Source organism: Bradyrhizobium oligotrophicum (assembly GCF_051168495.1).
Taxonomy (GTDB): domain Bacteria; phylum Pseudomonadota; class Alphaproteobacteria; order Rhizobiales; family Xanthobacteraceae; genus Bradyrhizobium; species Bradyrhizobium oligotrophicum_A.
Map to the genome: position 1 here is coordinate 85,299 of NZ_JBNPVB010000015.1, position 13,949 is coordinate 99,247.

The 13,949-nt window shown below is 66.0% G+C and carries 14 protein-coding genes; 3 read left to right on the plus strand and 11 right to left on the minus strand.

The window, feature by feature from the left end; genetic code table 11:
- Window positions 1-39: 39 nt before the first annotated feature.
- Together leuC and leuD are read left to right on the plus strand one after the other, a co-directional pair.
- Window positions 40-1,461: a 3-isopropylmalate dehydratase large subunit gene (gene leuC, locus ACQR1B_RS25615; RefSeq protein WP_434834851.1), complete on the plus strand. Its 1,422-nt coding sequence runs from the start codon at window positions 40-42 to the stop codon at window positions 1,459-1,461.
- Entirely contained in the window at window positions 1,458-2,081 is a 624-nt protein-coding gene (gene leuD / locus ACQR1B_RS25620; RefSeq protein WP_434834850.1) for a 3-isopropylmalate dehydratase small subunit, read from the plus strand. The genes leuC and leuD overlap by 4 nt, the downstream gene beginning before the upstream one ends.
- A gap of 364 nt (window positions 2,082-2,445) precedes the next feature.
- Here the strand turns inward: leuD and ACQR1B_RS25625 are convergent, their stop codons facing one another.
- From ACQR1B_RS25625 to ACQR1B_RS25675, 11 genes are all read right to left on the minus strand, one after another.
- Window positions 2,446-2,652, minus strand: coding sequence for a hypothetical protein (locus tag ACQR1B_RS25625; protein ID WP_434834849.1), 207 nt, complete (start codon window positions 2,650-2,652; stop codon window positions 2,446-2,448).
- Between the two features lie 205 nt (window positions 2,653-2,857).
- Complete coding sequence (locus ACQR1B_RS25630; RefSeq protein WP_434834848.1) at window positions 2,858-4,249, minus strand: M20/M25/M40 family metallo-hydrolase; 1,392 nt, start codon at window positions 4,247-4,249, stop codon at window positions 2,858-2,860.
- Between the two features lie 123 nt (window positions 4,250-4,372).
- Entirely contained in the window at window positions 4,373-4,720 is a 348-nt protein-coding gene (locus ACQR1B_RS25635; protein ID WP_434834847.1) for a RidA family protein, read from the minus strand.
- A 7-nt stretch (window positions 4,721-4,727) separates the two neighbouring features.
- Window positions 4,728-5,861, minus strand: a complete 1,134-nt coding sequence (locus ACQR1B_RS25640; RefSeq protein ID WP_434834846.1) for an NAD(P)/FAD-dependent oxidoreductase — start codon at window positions 5,859-5,861, stop codon at window positions 4,728-4,730.
- Window positions 5,858-7,261 (minus strand): FAD-dependent oxidoreductase, encoded by a 1,404-nt coding sequence (locus tag ACQR1B_RS25645; RefSeq protein ID WP_434834845.1) that lies wholly within the window; start codon window positions 7,259-7,261, stop codon window positions 5,858-5,860. Before ACQR1B_RS25645 ends, ACQR1B_RS25640 begins: the two co-directional genes overlap by 4 nt.
- Entirely contained in the window at window positions 7,258-7,554 is a 297-nt protein-coding gene (locus tag ACQR1B_RS25650; protein ID WP_434834844.1) for a (2Fe-2S)-binding protein, read from the minus strand. The genes ACQR1B_RS25645 and ACQR1B_RS25650 overlap by 4 nt, the downstream gene beginning before the upstream one ends.
- Window positions 7,555-7,585: 31 nt before the next feature.
- Window positions 7,586-8,725, minus strand: a complete 1,140-nt coding sequence (locus ACQR1B_RS25655; RefSeq protein ID WP_434834843.1) for an NAD(P)/FAD-dependent oxidoreductase — start codon at window positions 8,723-8,725, stop codon at window positions 7,586-7,588.
- A gap of 8 nt (window positions 8,726-8,733) precedes the next feature.
- Complete coding sequence (locus ACQR1B_RS25660; RefSeq protein WP_434834842.1) at window positions 8,734-9,543, minus strand: ABC transporter permease; 810 nt, start codon at window positions 9,541-9,543, stop codon at window positions 8,734-8,736.
- A complete protein-coding gene (locus ACQR1B_RS25665) occupies window positions 9,540-10,430 on the minus strand; it encodes an ABC transporter permease (RefSeq protein ID WP_434834841.1) in 891 nt (296 codons plus the stop codon). Before ACQR1B_RS25665 ends, ACQR1B_RS25660 begins: the two co-directional genes overlap by 4 nt.
- Complete coding sequence (locus ACQR1B_RS25670; RefSeq protein ID WP_434834840.1) at window positions 10,427-11,470, minus strand: ABC transporter ATP-binding protein; 1,044 nt, start codon at window positions 11,468-11,470, stop codon at window positions 10,427-10,429. The genes ACQR1B_RS25665 and ACQR1B_RS25670 overlap by 4 nt, the downstream gene beginning before the upstream one ends.
- Window positions 11,471-11,783: 313 nt before the next feature.
- Window positions 11,784-12,815 (minus strand): ABC transporter substrate-binding protein, encoded by a 1,032-nt coding sequence (locus ACQR1B_RS25675; protein ID WP_434834839.1) that lies wholly within the window; start codon window positions 12,813-12,815, stop codon window positions 11,784-11,786.
- A 221-nt stretch (window positions 12,816-13,036) separates the two neighbouring features.
- On the opposite strand from ACQR1B_RS25675, the gene ACQR1B_RS25680 reads away from it, so the two are divergent.
- Window positions 13,037-13,942 (plus strand): LysR substrate-binding domain-containing protein, encoded by a 906-nt coding sequence (locus ACQR1B_RS25680; protein WP_434834838.1) that lies wholly within the window; start codon window positions 13,037-13,039, stop codon window positions 13,940-13,942.
- Window positions 13,943-13,949: the final 7 nt, after the last annotated feature.

Genomic DNA, 13,949 nt, shown 5'->3' on the forward strand with positions numbered 1-13,949 from the left:
TCGCGCATTGAAGACGAAATCGACTGAGGACGTATCGGCATGACGGGTGGAGAGCGGCAGCCGCGCACCTTGTTCGACAAGGTCTGGGAGACGCATGTGGTGACGCGCCGCGAGGACGGCGCGGACCTGTTGTTCATCGACCGGCACCTCGTGCATGAAGGCTCGTTCCACGCCTTCAACAAGCTGAAGGACAAGCGCGCGAAGGTGCGCCGGCCCGATCTCACGATCGGCGTCGCCGATCACTACGTGCCGACGCGGACGCGCGCGCTCGGCGAGATTGCGCCCGATATCGCCGGCATGATCCGCCAGCTCGACGACAATTGCCGCGCCAACGATATCCGCCTGTTCGGCTTCGATGATCCGCGCCAGGGCATCGTCCATGTGGTCGGGCCCGAGCAGGGGCTCACCTTGCCCGGTCTCACCATGGTCTGCGGCGACAGCCACACCTCGACGCATGGCGCGTTCGGTGCGCTCGCTTTCGGCATCGGCGCCTCGGAGGTCGCGCATGTGCTGCTGACGCAGTGCCTGTGGCAGAAGCGGCCGAAGCGAATGCGGATCACGGTCGACGGCACCACCGCGCCCGGCATCACCGCCAAGGACATCGCGCTCTCGATCATCGCGACCATCGGCGCCGACGGCGCACGGGGCCATGCCATCGAATATGCAGGAACCGCGATCCGCGCGCTGTCGATGGAGGGGCGGCTGACGCTGTGCAACCTCGCGATCGAGAGCGGTGCGCGCTGCGGCATGATCGCGCCGGATGAGACCACCTTCGCCTATGTGAAGGGACGGCCATTCGCGCCGCAGGAGGAGATGCTCGATCGCGCCGTCGCGGCGTGGCGCGCGCTTCCAAGCGATGCGGACGCCGCCTTCGATCGTGAGATCACGCTCGACGGCATGGACATCGCGCCGACGGTGACCTGGGGCATCAGCCCCGAGGATGCGCTGCCGATCGGGGCCCGCGTGCCTGACCCCGCCGGCCTCGATGATCCCTCACAGGCGAGCCACGTGCGCGAGGCACTCGACTACATGGGGCTGACCGCGGGCCAGGCGCTCGACACGATCAGGATCGACCGCGTCTTCATCGGCTCCTGCACCAATAGCCGCATCGAGGATCTGCGCGCGGCCGCCGGCGTTCTCGCCGGCCGCAAGGCGCGCGTGCCCGGGCTGGTGTCGCCAGGCTCGCACCTCGTCAAGCAGCAGGCGGAGCAGGAAGGCCTCGACCGCATCTTCATCGCCGCCGGCCTCGACTGGGTCGGCGCGGGCTGCTCGATGTGCGTCGGCATGAATGGCGATCTCGTAGCGGCGGGCGAGCGTTGTGCCTCGACGACGAACCGCAATTTCAAGGGCCGCCAGGGCCCCGGTGCGCGCACGCATCTGATGTCGCCGGCGATGGCCGCCGCCGCGGCGGTGACCGGTCATCTCACCGACGTGCGTAGGATGCTGGGGAGCAAAGCATGACGCCGTTCGATCGCATCATGACGACCGCCTGCGCATTACCGCTCGCCAGCATCGACACCGATCAATTGATTCCGGCGCGCTTCATGAAGCGCTCGCGCGCCGACGGCTACGGCCAATATCTGCTCCATGACATGCGCTTCGATGAGACCGGTCAACCGCGGCCCGACTTCCCGCTCAATGCGACGGGCGCCGCCGAGGCCGAGGTGCTGGTCGCGAGGCGCAATTTCGGCGCGGGGTCGTCGCGCGAGGCGGCCGTCTACGCGCTGGCCGATTTCGGCTTCCGCTGCGTGATCGCGCCGAGCTTCGGCGACATCTTCGCATCGAATGCCGTCAACAACGGATTGCTGCCGGCGACGGTCAGCGAAGCCGATGCGGAAGAGATTCTGGCGCTGCTGTGGACGGCGGGAACGGCGATCACGGTGGATCTTGACGATTGTCTGATCCGGCTCGGTAACCGCACGTTTGCGTTCTCGATCGATCCGATCTGGCGCACCAAGCTGATCAACGGCTGGGACGATCTCGACCTCACGCGGTCGCGGACCGGCGACATCGACGGTTTCGAACGGCGCGACCGCGACGAGCGGCCCTGGGTCCAACTGAAAGACGGCCAGAAAGACTGAGCCGACTCCCAAGGAAAAAAGAAAGAAGCCGCCCGTACCTCGCGGTGCAGGCGGCCCAAGTCCAGGGAGGAAACGCCCCAAGAAGGGCTGGATTTGGTTTACTGGATCAATTGATTCGTGGGTATCCGGATGATACCGGAGGTTGCGATTGGCCTAACGAGTTCCGCATCCCGCCTCGGTTACCATCTTTGCGGCATTTGCTGCGTAGCGCGGCTCAATGAACCATCGCCACCTTCTCGATATCCAGCATCGATTGCATCCGCACTCATCTCCTTATTCGCAGGCTCGAGCCGTCTCACATGCTCCGCCGTGTCCTCGCCGCAACGAAGGCTCCGACGGAGGCTGCCCGGGACGTGCCGGCTGATCACCGCCACATCGTCGGTATGACGAGCCGGGACTTGTCGCGATCGGCCTCATGGTCCGGCTCCGGACCATCCGATGCAGCCCCGGCGCCCGCCTCAAACGCGATCGCGGGCACGGTGGTCACGCTCATCGCGCTTTCAGCCTCGTCGCTCGCGCGAGCCCCAAGGGAACTCGTCTGAGCACTCGGGTTGTCGACGGGGTCGTGCATGTGGCAGCTCCGAGCCCTGAAGAGATGGTTAATATTCCTCATCGAGACTACGCGATATCAACTGCGTTAATCCATGCGCGATCTCGCCACGTGCGATCGATTCGCTTGCAACCCAAGAAAGTGCAGCCTCAATGCCAGCGGTTCGTGGCCGCGCGATGACCGCTGCGGCGATGCAAAAAATCGTGATGATGAGGCCCCGCCGAGACTAGCCACGGCTTGCGCCGACGCGGTCCAGCAGGGCCGCACCGGTGCGGATGCCGTTGTAGAAGCAGTCGATGGTCATGTTCTCGTTCGGCGCGTGATTGGCCTCGTCGGCATTTGCATAGGGAACGACGAAGGCGGGCACGCCGAGGATCTTGGTGAAGACGTAGTCCGGCAGGCTGCCGCCGGTGCTGGGAAATTCGAGCGGCGTCACACCCTGCGCGAGTTCGATGGCGTCGCGGATGATCGCGCCATAGGGCGAATCGAGCGGCACGCGCGACGGCAGCATGCCCCCACGCGGGATGAACTCGACGTCCGGCGCGTGCTTCCGCACATGCGCTTCCACCTTCGCCAGCACGTCGTCCGGCGTCATCGCCTCGACCAGCCGGATGTCGCACTTTACGAATGCCTCGCATGGCAGGACGGTCTTGCTGCCGGGGCCGCCATAGCCGCCGTGGAAGCCGTTGATGGTCAGGGTCGGGTGGAACATCAGCCGCTCGTAATAGCCGCGATCAGCCGGCGCATCGAGACGCGAGAGACCGAGGCTCACCTTGGCAGCGTCGAGATCGAGCGGCAGGCGCCGGACGGCGGCGATGTCCAGCTCGCTCGGCGGCACGATGTGATCGTACAGACCGTCGATGGTGATTTCGCCGGCGGCCGTCTTCATGGTACCGAGCAGGTGCACCAGGGTCCAGATCGGGTTCGGCACGATGCCGCCGAGATTGCCGGAATGCACGTCGCGGCCGGCGTGCCTGGCACGCAGCTCGAACGAGCACATCCCGCGCACGCCATAGGTCATGCTCGGCCGTCCCGACGGATGCATCGGGCCATCGGCGGTGACGACGAAATCCGCTTTCAGCCTGTCGCGATGTTCGGCCACGAAATCGGCGATGCGCGGGCTGCCGATCTCCTCCTCGCCTTCGAGCAGAAAGATCACGTTGCAGGGCAGCTCGCCATGCACCCGGAGATGGGTTTCGATCGCCATCAGTTGCGCGAAGTGCTGGCCCTTGTTGTCGCCGATGCCGCGCGCATAGATGCGGCCGTCGCGGATGGTCGGCTCGAATGGCGGGCTCAGCCACAGATCGAGCGGATCCGGCGGCTGCACGTCGTAATGGCCGTACAGCAGGACAGTCGGCGCCCCCGGCTTCTTCTGCCAGCGCCCGAGCACCATCGGATGGCCCGCGGTCTGCACCCTCTCGGCTTCGAGGCCGATCTCCTGCAGCATGGTCACGAGCAGCGCGGCGACTTCGGCGATGCCGACATTATGCGCGCTGATCGACGGATGACGCACATAGTCCATCACGCGGGCGAGGAAATCCTGCTTTTGATCGTCGATGTGAGCGAACACCGAATTCAGGCCAGCAGATGGACGCGGCAGGCTGCGCTCTTCGTTCATGATGGCGGCTTTCGGCCCGTGCAGTGGAAGGACAGGCTCATGTTCGATCGATTTGAGCCGAAAAGCAAATCACGCGCGGAGCGAGCCCCGCGCGTGATCGATGGCCGCTCGATGCGGCGACGCTCAGCCCTTGAGCGCGGTGATGACGATCTCGATCAGCGCGCCGCCGCCGAGGTCGGACACGCCGACCGTGGCACGAACCGGCAGATCGTCGCCGAAGAATTCGGTCCAGGCCGCGTCCATTTCCTTCTTCTTCGACAGGTCGGTGACGAAGATCTGGCCCGAGACGACACGCGTCTTGTCGGTGCCGGCCTCTTTCAGGAAGCCGTCGACCTTGCCGAGGATGTTGCGGGTCTGCTCGCCCATCGACACCGAGGTGTCGTCGGCGATGGTGCCGCCGATGAAGACGAAGCCGTTGGCCTCGACGATGCGGTGATGGATGGCCGAGCGGATCTTGCGGGTGATGGTCATGATGTCCTCATGCGGTTGCTGAAGGGTTGAAATCGCGGAAGCGCCCGATGCCGAGCTCTCCGATCCGGGTCTGGGTGCCGCCATGCACGATCAGTTCGGCCATGACCGCGCCGGCGCCGGGGCCGAGCTGGAAGCCGTGCAGGGAGAAACCGAACTGATGATAGAGGCCCTCGTGCACGGCGCTCGGTCCGAACACCGGAATGTCGTCGCGCATGCGCGCCTCGATGCCGGCCCAGGCGCGCACGATGGTGGCGCTGCGCATTACCGGAAACAATTCGAAAACGGTGCGGGCGCTGATGGCAAGGCTGCGCCAGTCGAGCACGGTCTCGTTGCGGTCCTGATCGGGCGCGGCCAGATGGCCGCCGCCGATCAGCACGGTACCGTTCTTGAACTGCTTGAACGACAGCTTGCGTCCGCGCAGGATCACCACGGGATCGATGAAATGCGCAACCGGCGAGGTGATCATCAGCATCGGGGCCACGGTCGTGACCGGCACGGGCTCGCCGAGCTGCGCTGCGAGGCGGCCGGCCCAGGCGCCGGCCGCATTGACCAGAATGGGCGCGGCGAAGGTCTCGCTGCCGACATCGACATGCCAGAGATCGCCATCCTTGCGGACATTCGTCGCCGCGACACCTTCGCGCATGACGGTGCCGAGCTGCTCGGCCTTGCGGCGAAACGCGGTGGTGGTCTTGGCCGGCTGCGCCGCGCCGTCGCGGCGCGAGACGACGCCGCCCGGACAAGTCTCGGCCACCGCCGGCACCAGCCGACGCAATTCCGCGCCGTCGATCAGTTCCTCATGGGTGAAGCCGCGCGCGTTGAGATCGGCCACGCGGGCGCGACAGACATCGAGCTCCGCATCGTTCTCGGCGACCAGCACCTGGCCATGGCTCTCGAAGCCGCAATCATCGTCCACCAGCTCGGAGATGTTCTCCCAGATCCCCATCGAGCGGATCGACAGCGGGATCTCGGCGACGTCGCGCGCGAGCTGGCGCACGCCGCCGGCATTGACGCCGGAGGCATGGCGGCCGGCATAGTCCTTCTCGATCAGCACCGGCTTCAAGCCGGCGAGACAGAGATGCAGCGCGGTCGAGCAGCCGTGGATGCCGCCACCCACGATGATGGCATCCGCTCTCACGATCATCCGCGCACCACGGCCTTGGTGGCCTCTTCGCTCTTCGGCAGGTTCGCGAGTTCCGACAGCATGATCGGCTTCACCGGCGCGCGCAGGCGATAATAGCCGATCTCCTGCGGGCTCTTGCCGCGCGCCTCGGCCATCAGTTCGGTGACGGTCAGACCGCACAGCCGACCCTGGCACGGCCCCATGCCGGTGCGGCGATAGGCCTTGAGCTGGTTCGGCCCGGTCGCACCGATCGCAACGGAGTCGAGCACATCCTTGGCGGTGATCTCCTCGCAACGGCAGACGATGGTGTCGCCGTGCGGGACGCGGAACTGCTTCGCCGGCTGGAACAGGATGTCGAGGAAGACGCGGCCGCGTTCGGCACGTGTCAATTCTGCGGAGACGTCGACGACCTCTGCATTCGGCCGCAGCGCCTTGATCGCACTGGCGGCCGCGATACGGCCGCGAACCACGGCCGCCTGCGCGCCGCCGATCCCGGCACCATCGCCGGCGATCGCGATGCCTGCAATCGAGCTGGCGCCGTCGGCATCGAGCACGGGAGTCCAACAGAGCTGCAGCTCGTTCCAGCGATGCTCGACACCGGCGGCCATCGCGAGATTGACGTTGGGCACCACGCCCTGATGCAGCAGCAACAGCTCGGCCGGCAGCGTCTCGCGCTTGCCCCCTGCGACATAGGTCACGGATTCGAGCTTGCCGTCGCCTGCGGCCGCGAGTTCGGTCACGCCGCTGGTGACGCGCACCTTCGCGCGCACCTCGCGCATCATTGCAAGCCCCTTGCTGAAATAGGGCGAGGTCATGAAGGCAAAGGCGTATGGCAGCGCGGCGATGTAGTTGGCGCGCGGCGTGGTGTCGAGCATCCGATCGATGCGGCCGCCGAGGCGCAGGATCTGCGCCGCGAGCAGCCACAACAGCGGCCCCTGCCCGGCGATCACCGTCGGGCAATCCGGCACGAGCCCGGAGGATTTCAGCACCGTCTGCGCGGCTCCGGCCGTCATCACGCCCGGCAGCGTCCAGCCGGGGATCGGAAACGGACGCTCCTGCGCGCCGGTCGCGATGATGACGCGCTTCGCCTTGATGAAGGCCGAACCGCCGCCGACGGACACCGCGATTTCGAGGTTGCGGTCCAGGCTCCACACCGTGGCGCGGTGGATGATCTCCGCACCGCTGTCGCGTGCAGCCTTGGCGATCTCGGCACCCGACCAGTAGTCGGTCCCGAGCAACGCTTCGTTCTTCACCGGCGTCGAATTGATCGCGCGCCAGACCTGGCCGCCAGGGCCGGCGTTCTCGTCGAGCAGCAAGGTGGACAGGCCGGCACCGGCCGCCGTGGCCGTCGCGGCGAGCCCGGCCGGGCCGGCGCCGATCACCACGACGTCGTATTGCTCTTGTTTCGGCGCCGCGCTCATTTGCCGATCTCCCGCTTGCCCTTCTGGATCTCGATCTGCATGCCCTCGGCGACCGGGACCAGGCAGCCCTGCCGGTTGCCGACGCCGTCGATGGTGACGAGGCAGTCGAAGCACACGCCCATCATGCAATAGGGCAGCCGCCTCGCGCCGCTGACCGCGGTCGCGCGCCTGACATCGAGGCCGGAAGCGAGCAGCGCCGCCGACACGGTGTCGCCCTCGCGCGCAGTGATCGCCTTGCCTTCGACATGGATCGTCACCGATCGCCTGCCATCACCGTCAGCCCGTTTGAACATCGTCGTCTCCGTGGCGGCGTCCGCCGCGATCTCAGTAGTAGCCACTGCCGCCTGCTCCAGCTTCGCCGGCAAACCGCTTCGCGGTGAACGCGCCGACGAGTTCCGGCTCCAGCGCGCCCTGCTTGACCATGCGCGCGATCTCGAAGGCGTGGTTTCCCGCCAAGGTCACGCCGGAATGGCAGCAGGCGACGAAGGCGCCGGGATGGGTCTGCGACTGCTCGTAGATCGGAAAGCCGTCCTTCGGCATCACGCGAATGCCGGTCCAGCTCCTGACGACGTTGAGCCGCGCCAGATGCGGGAAAATGCGCCGGGCGCGATCAGCCATGACGGCGTTGATCGGGTGGTTCTGGACGCGATCGTCGAGCTCGTCCTCCTTGCTGTCGCCGATCATGACCGTGCCCTCGTCGGTCTGGCGGATCGTCGTCAGCGGATGCGGCAGGAACGGCATCGTGCGCTCAGTCACGACGATCTGGCCGCGCGTGGGACCCATCGGCGCCGACAGGCCGACCATCGGCGCCAGCGTCTGGTTGGCGTTGCCGGCCGCGAGCACGACCTTAGCGGCGCGCAGCTCGCCCTGCGCGGTCGTCAACCTGAACTCGTTGCCATCGCGCGTGATCGCGCTGACGGCGCGCTCCGGCAGATAGTCGACGCCGAATTGTTTCATGCCGGCATGCAGCGCGCGGAAGGTACGCAGCGAGTTCACGTGGCCGTCATAGGGACAGAAGCTGCCGCCAGAGACCTCCGGGCCGATCAGCGGCAGCATCTTCCTGACCTCCGCCGCCGGCATCATCTCCATCTGATAGTCGGCGGCGCCGACCTGATTGTGCATCCGCGCGACGAGCTGCGTGCGCTGCTCGTATTCGGCCTCGCCCAGCGTGAGATGGAAGCCGCCATTCTGCTGCAGCACGACGTCGAGTCCGGTCTGTGCCTTCAGCTCCTCGGCGAGCTTCGGCCAGGCTTTGGAGCCGCGCACCGTCCAGCCCGTGTAGGCCGGCATGCCCAGGCCCTTGCTCTGCACCCACACCAGCGCGAAATTGGCCCGGGAGGCGCGCTTGGCGATGTCGCCCTCGTCGAGCACAGCCACGCGCTGGCCGAGCCGTCCAAGCCCCCAGGCAATCGCCGAGCCGAGCAGGCCGCCGCCGACGACGGCGACGTCGTAGTCTCTCATCATAGTGTCTCCTATCGTCCGGCGTCGCCGCCTTTGGCGGTCAGCACGCGGTCGAGCCCGTAGATGCGGTCGAGCAGGATCAGGACGGTCATGGTGATGGCGATGACGCTGGCCGACACCGACGTCACCAGCGGATCGATGTTGTCCTGGATGTAGAGGAACATCCGCACCGGCAGCGTCTCGGTGCCGGGCGTGGCCAGGAACACGGTCATGGTCAGATCGTCGAACGACTGGATGAAGGCGAGCATCCAGCCCGAGACGATGCCGGGCAGGATGGCCGGCAAGGTGACGCGGCGGAACATCGTCCAGCCGTCGGCGCCGAGCGAGATCGCGGCCATCTCGACCGAGCGGTCCATGCCGGTCGCGGACGCGAGCGTCAGCCGCAGCGCGAACGGAAACACCACGACGACATGGGCGATCACCAGCGCGACGAAGGTGCCGCCGATGCCGACCGACGTGAAGAAGCGCAGGAAGGCGATGCCGAGCACGACATGCGGGATCATCAACGGCGACAGGAACAGCGCCGACAGCGCATCGCGGCCGCGGAAGCGATAGCGGCTGAGCGCCAGCGCGGCCGGCACGGCGAATAACAGCGCGATGCAGGACGACAGCGCCCCGAGCCACAGGCTGACGCCGAAAGCGTGGATGAACTCCGGATAGCTGGCGAGCGCCCTGAACCAGCGCAGCGAGAAGTTCGTGATCGGGATCGAGAGGAAGCCGTCCGGCGTGAACGCGACCCAGCACACGACAAGGATCGGCGCCAGCATGAACACGACGAACAGCGCGTGAAAGATCAACGCGACAGGACCATTCCGGCTCATCGGAACATCTCCTGATAGCGGCGCTCGACCAGCGCGTTGGAGCCGACCACGATCAGCACCAGCGCGATCAGCAGCAGCACGGCGACGGCTGCGCCCAGCGGCCAGTTCAGCGTGTTGAGGAATTCGTCATAAGCAAGCGTTGCCGCGACCTTCAGCCTTCGGCCGCCGATGATCGCGGGCGTGGCGAAGGCGCTCGCCGACAGCGAGAACACGATGATGGCGCCCGACAGCACGCCCGGCATGATCTGCGGCAGCACGATGCGGCGGACCACGGTCAGCGAGCCGGCGCCGAGCGACAGCGCGGCATTCTCGACCTGCGGATCGAGCCGCTGCAGTGCGGTCCATACCGCGAGCACCATGAACGGCATCATCGCATGCGCCAGCGCGACGATCATCCCGGTCTCGGTGAACATGAACCGAACGGGCGAGTCGATCAGGCCTGATGTCATCAGCAGCTTGTTGGCGAGGCCGTTGTTGCCGCCGAACAGCAACGCCCAGCCGAGCGTGCGCGCCACCACCGAGATCAGCAGCGGGCCGATGATCACGAGGAGGAAGATCCCCTTCCATGGGCCCTGCATCCGGTTGAGGATGTAGGCCTCGGGCACGCCGAGCACCGCCGTGATCAGGGTCGCCAGCACGGCGACCCTGAAGGTGCGCCAGAACATCTCGGCGTAGTAGGGATCGTCAACGATCTCGATCCAGTTCTTCAGGATGAAGACCGGCTCGATGCCCTTGTACTGGCCCCAATCGTGGAACGACAGCATCACCGTCATGACGAGCGGAATCACGACGACGCCGGTGAACAGCGCCAGCGCCGGCAGCGCCAGCGCGAGGCCGGTGCGCCGTTCGGCCGCCGCAGCGGGATCGAGGGCGGCGGTCGCGCTCATGCCGCGCCTCCAGCCGAACGCAAGCTCATGTCCGCGGCGTGCCAAGCGAGATGCACGGCGGCGCCCTGCTCCGGCTGCGCCTGGCCGTCGTTCTGCCGGATTACGATCGCAGGCCCGCATTCGGTGTCGCACTGGAACAGCCAATGATTGCCCTGGAAGATGCGGCTGGTGATGCGCGCCGCCAGTCCGGCCTCACCGAAGTTGATGCGCTCCGGCCGCACGCTGACGGTCACGGCGCCACTGACGCCGGCCGGCGCCGGCGCGCTCCACGCGCCGGCGACGAGCTTTGCGGGCGCCGTCGTCCGATCGACGTTGGCAGCGAATTCGTTGGTCTTGCCGAGAAACTGCGCGACGAAGGCCGAGGCCGGCTGCTCATAGACCTGCTGCGGCGTGCCGATCTGCTCGATCTTTCCCTTGCTCATCACGACGATGCGGTCGGACAGCGACATCGCCTCGATCTGGTCGTGAGTGACGAGAATGGTGGTGGTGCCGAGATTGCGCTGGATCTGCCGCAGCTCGATCTGCATGTCTTCGCGCAACCGCGCATCGAGATTGGACAGCGGCTCGTCGAGCAGCAGCACGCTCGGCTTGATCACCAGCGCTCGCGCCAGCGCGACGCGCTGCTGCTGGCCGCCGGACATGCGGCGCGGATGGCGCTCCTCGTAGCCGGCAAGCCCGACAAGCGCGAGCGCCGCGTGCACGCGCTGCTCGCGTTCGCTGCGCGAGACTTTGCGCATCTCCAGCCCGAACGCGACGTTCTCGGCCGCCGTCATGTGCGGAAACAGCGCGTAGCTCTGGAACACGATGCCCAGCCCGCGCTTGGCCGGCGGCACCGCGACGAGATCCCTGCCCTCGAGCCGGATTGCCCCGTGCGAGGGATCGAGGAAGCCCGCGATCATCTGCAAGGTCGTGGTCTTGCCGCAGCCCGACGGTCCGAGGAACGAGATGAACTCGCCCTTGGTGACGGCGAGGCTGAACTCTTCGACGGCCGTATTGGGGCCGAAGGATTTGCCGACGCGATCGAGTTCAAGAAAGGACATGCAGGGAGGTTCCGGGACAACGCTACGCTTGACGATGGAATCTGCACGGTAGCATTGCAGCCAATGCTCTCGCGATCCTCTCCCCGCTCCTATCCACCATGGCTCGAAGGGCAAAGGCGGATGCGGGAAGAGGTCGGATGGCATCGCAAGATGCCATCCGGGTGAAGGGGTATATGTTTAGCGATTCGTACTGATCGGGCGGCTGTCCCTCACCCCACCCTCTCAGCGCGAGCAAAGCTCGTCGTGCCCCCGTGAAGAAGGAGGAGAGGGAGCGCACCGCTAGGGGCGAGGGAGAGCTCGCAACTACATCCGCTCAGCGCTCGACTTCGCGATTCCAGCGCTTGGTCCATTCCTCGCGCTTCTCGTTGATGACAGTCCAATCCGGCGCGTAGACGTTGGCGGCGCGTTCGCCGATCGGCGCCATCGCGCCGACGCCCTCTGGCACGACGACGGACTTCGCCACCGGGCCGTAGCCATATTCCTTCAGCATCGTCAGCTGGATCTTCGGATCGAGCAGCAGCTTGATGAAGCTCGACGCCAGCGGCGACACCGTGGGCTTGGCGATCGGGCAGGCCGTCGTCAGCAGGCTCACGGCGCCCTCCCTCGGATAGACGAAGTCGACCGGAAAGCCGGTGTTGGCGAAGCTCTGCGCGCGGCCCGAGCCCCACACTGCGATGACCGCCTGCCCCGACTGGAACAGCTCTGTCATCTTGCCCGGCGACGGCTCATAGGCAAGCACGTTCGGATTGATGTCATTCTTGAAGATCTTGAAGCCGGCCTCGACATTGCTCTCGCTGCCGCCGTTCATCTTCGCCAGCGTCAACAGCACGTTGAGGCCGTAGGTGTTGTTGATCGGCGGAATGACGAGCTGCTGCTTGTATTTCGGATCCTTGAGGTCGTTCCACGAGGTCGGCGCGGCCCAGCCCCGCTCGGTGAACACCTTCTTGTTGTACACGATCCCGGTCGCGACGAGACCGATCGCCACGGCCTTGTCGTCCTTGAAACGGGCGATGTCGAGCAGATCGCCGGGAAGGCCCGTCACCTTGTCGCAAAAGCCGAGCTGGATCGCCTGGTACATCGGGCCGTCGTCGAGGATGGCGACATCGATCTGCTGATTGCCCTTCTGCGCCTGCAGCTTGGCGAGCGTGTCGGTGGAGTTGCCGGCGACGTATTCGATCTTGACGCCGTTGGCCTTCTCGAACGGCGGGATCACCTCCTCGCGGACGGTCTTCTCGAACGAGCCACCGTAGCCGGCGACATAGAGCGTCTTCTGCTGCGCCCAGACCTGTGACGTCGAGGCCAGGACGGCGATGCTCACCGCTGCCAGAAGGTGAAGCTGCTTCATGAGGACCGATCTCCGTGATTAGGGCGCGACAATGGTATTCGATAACCGTCAGGGAGAATGGAGCGCTCATAGAGCTGCACGATCCCACAGCTGGAACCCAAAGAGCCTAAAAAACGAGCCATCCCGACCCCTGCCAAAAAAGATCGCAGCGGGGGCTTTGATCGTCCAATGAATAATGGCACCATCTCCATACCGAAATGTTATGAATGGAATGCGGTGGCATGGCTCGGATCAATTCGCGGCAAGTCGAAGCCTTCAGGGCGATGATGCTGACCGGCAGCGTCACCGAGGCAGCCAAGCTGATGGCGGTGACGCAGCCGGCGGTCAGCCGCCTGCTGCGCGACTTCCAGGCGTTGCTGAAGATGGAGCTGTTCGAACGGCGCGGCACCGGCCTGGTGCCTTCAGCCGCGGCGACCGCGCTCTACATGGAGGTCGAGCGCTCCTTCGTCGGCCTCGATCGCATCACCGCGGCCGCCGAGGAGATTCGCGGCCGCCGCACAGGGTCGCTGCGCATTGCCGCCCTCCCCGCCCTTGCCAATGGCTATCTGCCGCGGCTGGCGGGCGGATTCCTGCAGGAGCGACCAAATCTCAACCTCGCGTTTTTCGGTGTGATCTCGCCGATCGTGATCGACTGGGTGCTCAACGCGCAATGCGACGTCGGCTTTGCCGAAGTGCCGATCGCCCATGCCGGCCTGCCGAGCATCAGGCTTCCGGCGCTGCCGCGCGTCGCCGTGCTGCCGACCGGCCACCGCCTCGCGGCCAAGCCCAGTCTCGTGCCGCGCGATTTCGAGGATGAGACCTTCATCTCGCTCTCGTCGGGCTCGAGCAGCCGCCACGTGATCGATCAGATCTTCCATCGCGAGGACATCAGGCGCGTGCTGCGGGTGGAGACGACGCTGTCGGAGATCATGTGCGGCATGGTGTCGTCCGGCCTCGGCGTGGCGATCTGCGACCCGTTCACGGCACGCGAATTCGATGGTCGCGGCGTCGTGACGCGGCCATTCACGCCACGCATCGATTTCGAATTCGCCGCGGTGTTTCCCCCGCAGCGCAGCCCTTCGCCGGTGGCGATGGATCTGGTCGAAACGGTTCGCCGCGCGCTGAGCGAACTCGGCACAGTCGCGTAGGAGAGCC

Bases quoted from the DNA above. Each gene is read 5' to 3' on its own strand.
- leuC (WP_434834851.1), top strand. From the start codon at position 40: ATGACGGGTGGAGAGCGGCAGCCGCGCACCTTGTTCGACAAGGTCTGG.
- leuD (WP_434834850.1), top strand. From the start codon at position 1,458: ATGACGCCGTTCGATCGCATCATGACGACCGCCTGCGCATTACCGCTC.
- ACQR1B_RS25625 (WP_434834849.1), bottom strand. From the start codon at position 2,652: ATGCACGACCCCGTCGACAACCCGAGTGCTCAGACGAGTTCCCTTGGG.
- ACQR1B_RS25630 (WP_434834848.1), bottom strand. From the start codon at position 4,249: ATGAACGAAGAGCGCAGCCTGCCGCGTCCATCTGCTGGCCTGAATTCG.
- ACQR1B_RS25635 (WP_434834847.1), bottom strand. From the start codon at position 4,720: ATGACCATCACCCGCAAGATCCGCTCGGCCATCCATCACCGCATCGTC.
- ACQR1B_RS25640 (WP_434834846.1), bottom strand. From the start codon at position 5,861: ATGATCGTGAGAGCGGATGCCATCATCGTGGGTGGCGGCATCCACGGC.
- ACQR1B_RS25645 (WP_434834845.1), bottom strand. From the start codon at position 7,261: ATGAGCGCGGCGCCGAAACAAGAGCAATACGACGTCGTGGTGATCGGC.
- ACQR1B_RS25650 (WP_434834844.1), bottom strand. From the start codon at position 7,554: ATGTTCAAACGGGCTGACGGTGATGGCAGGCGATCGGTGACGATCCAT.
- ACQR1B_RS25655 (WP_434834843.1), bottom strand. From the start codon at position 8,725: ATGATGAGAGACTACGACGTCGCCGTCGTCGGCGGCGGCCTGCTCGGC.
- ACQR1B_RS25660 (WP_434834842.1), bottom strand. From the start codon at position 9,543: ATGAGCCGGAATGGTCCTGTCGCGTTGATCTTTCACGCGCTGTTCGTC.
- ACQR1B_RS25665 (WP_434834841.1), bottom strand. From the start codon at position 10,430: ATGAGCGCGACCGCCGCCCTCGATCCCGCTGCGGCGGCCGAACGGCGC.
- ACQR1B_RS25670 (WP_434834840.1), bottom strand. From the start codon at position 11,470: ATGTCCTTTCTTGAACTCGATCGCGTCGGCAAATCCTTCGGCCCCAAT.
- ACQR1B_RS25675 (WP_434834839.1), bottom strand. From the start codon at position 12,815: ATGAAGCAGCTTCACCTTCTGGCAGCGGTGAGCATCGCCGTCCTGGCC.
- ACQR1B_RS25680 (WP_434834838.1), top strand. From the start codon at position 13,037: ATGGCTCGGATCAATTCGCGGCAAGTCGAAGCCTTCAGGGCGATGATG.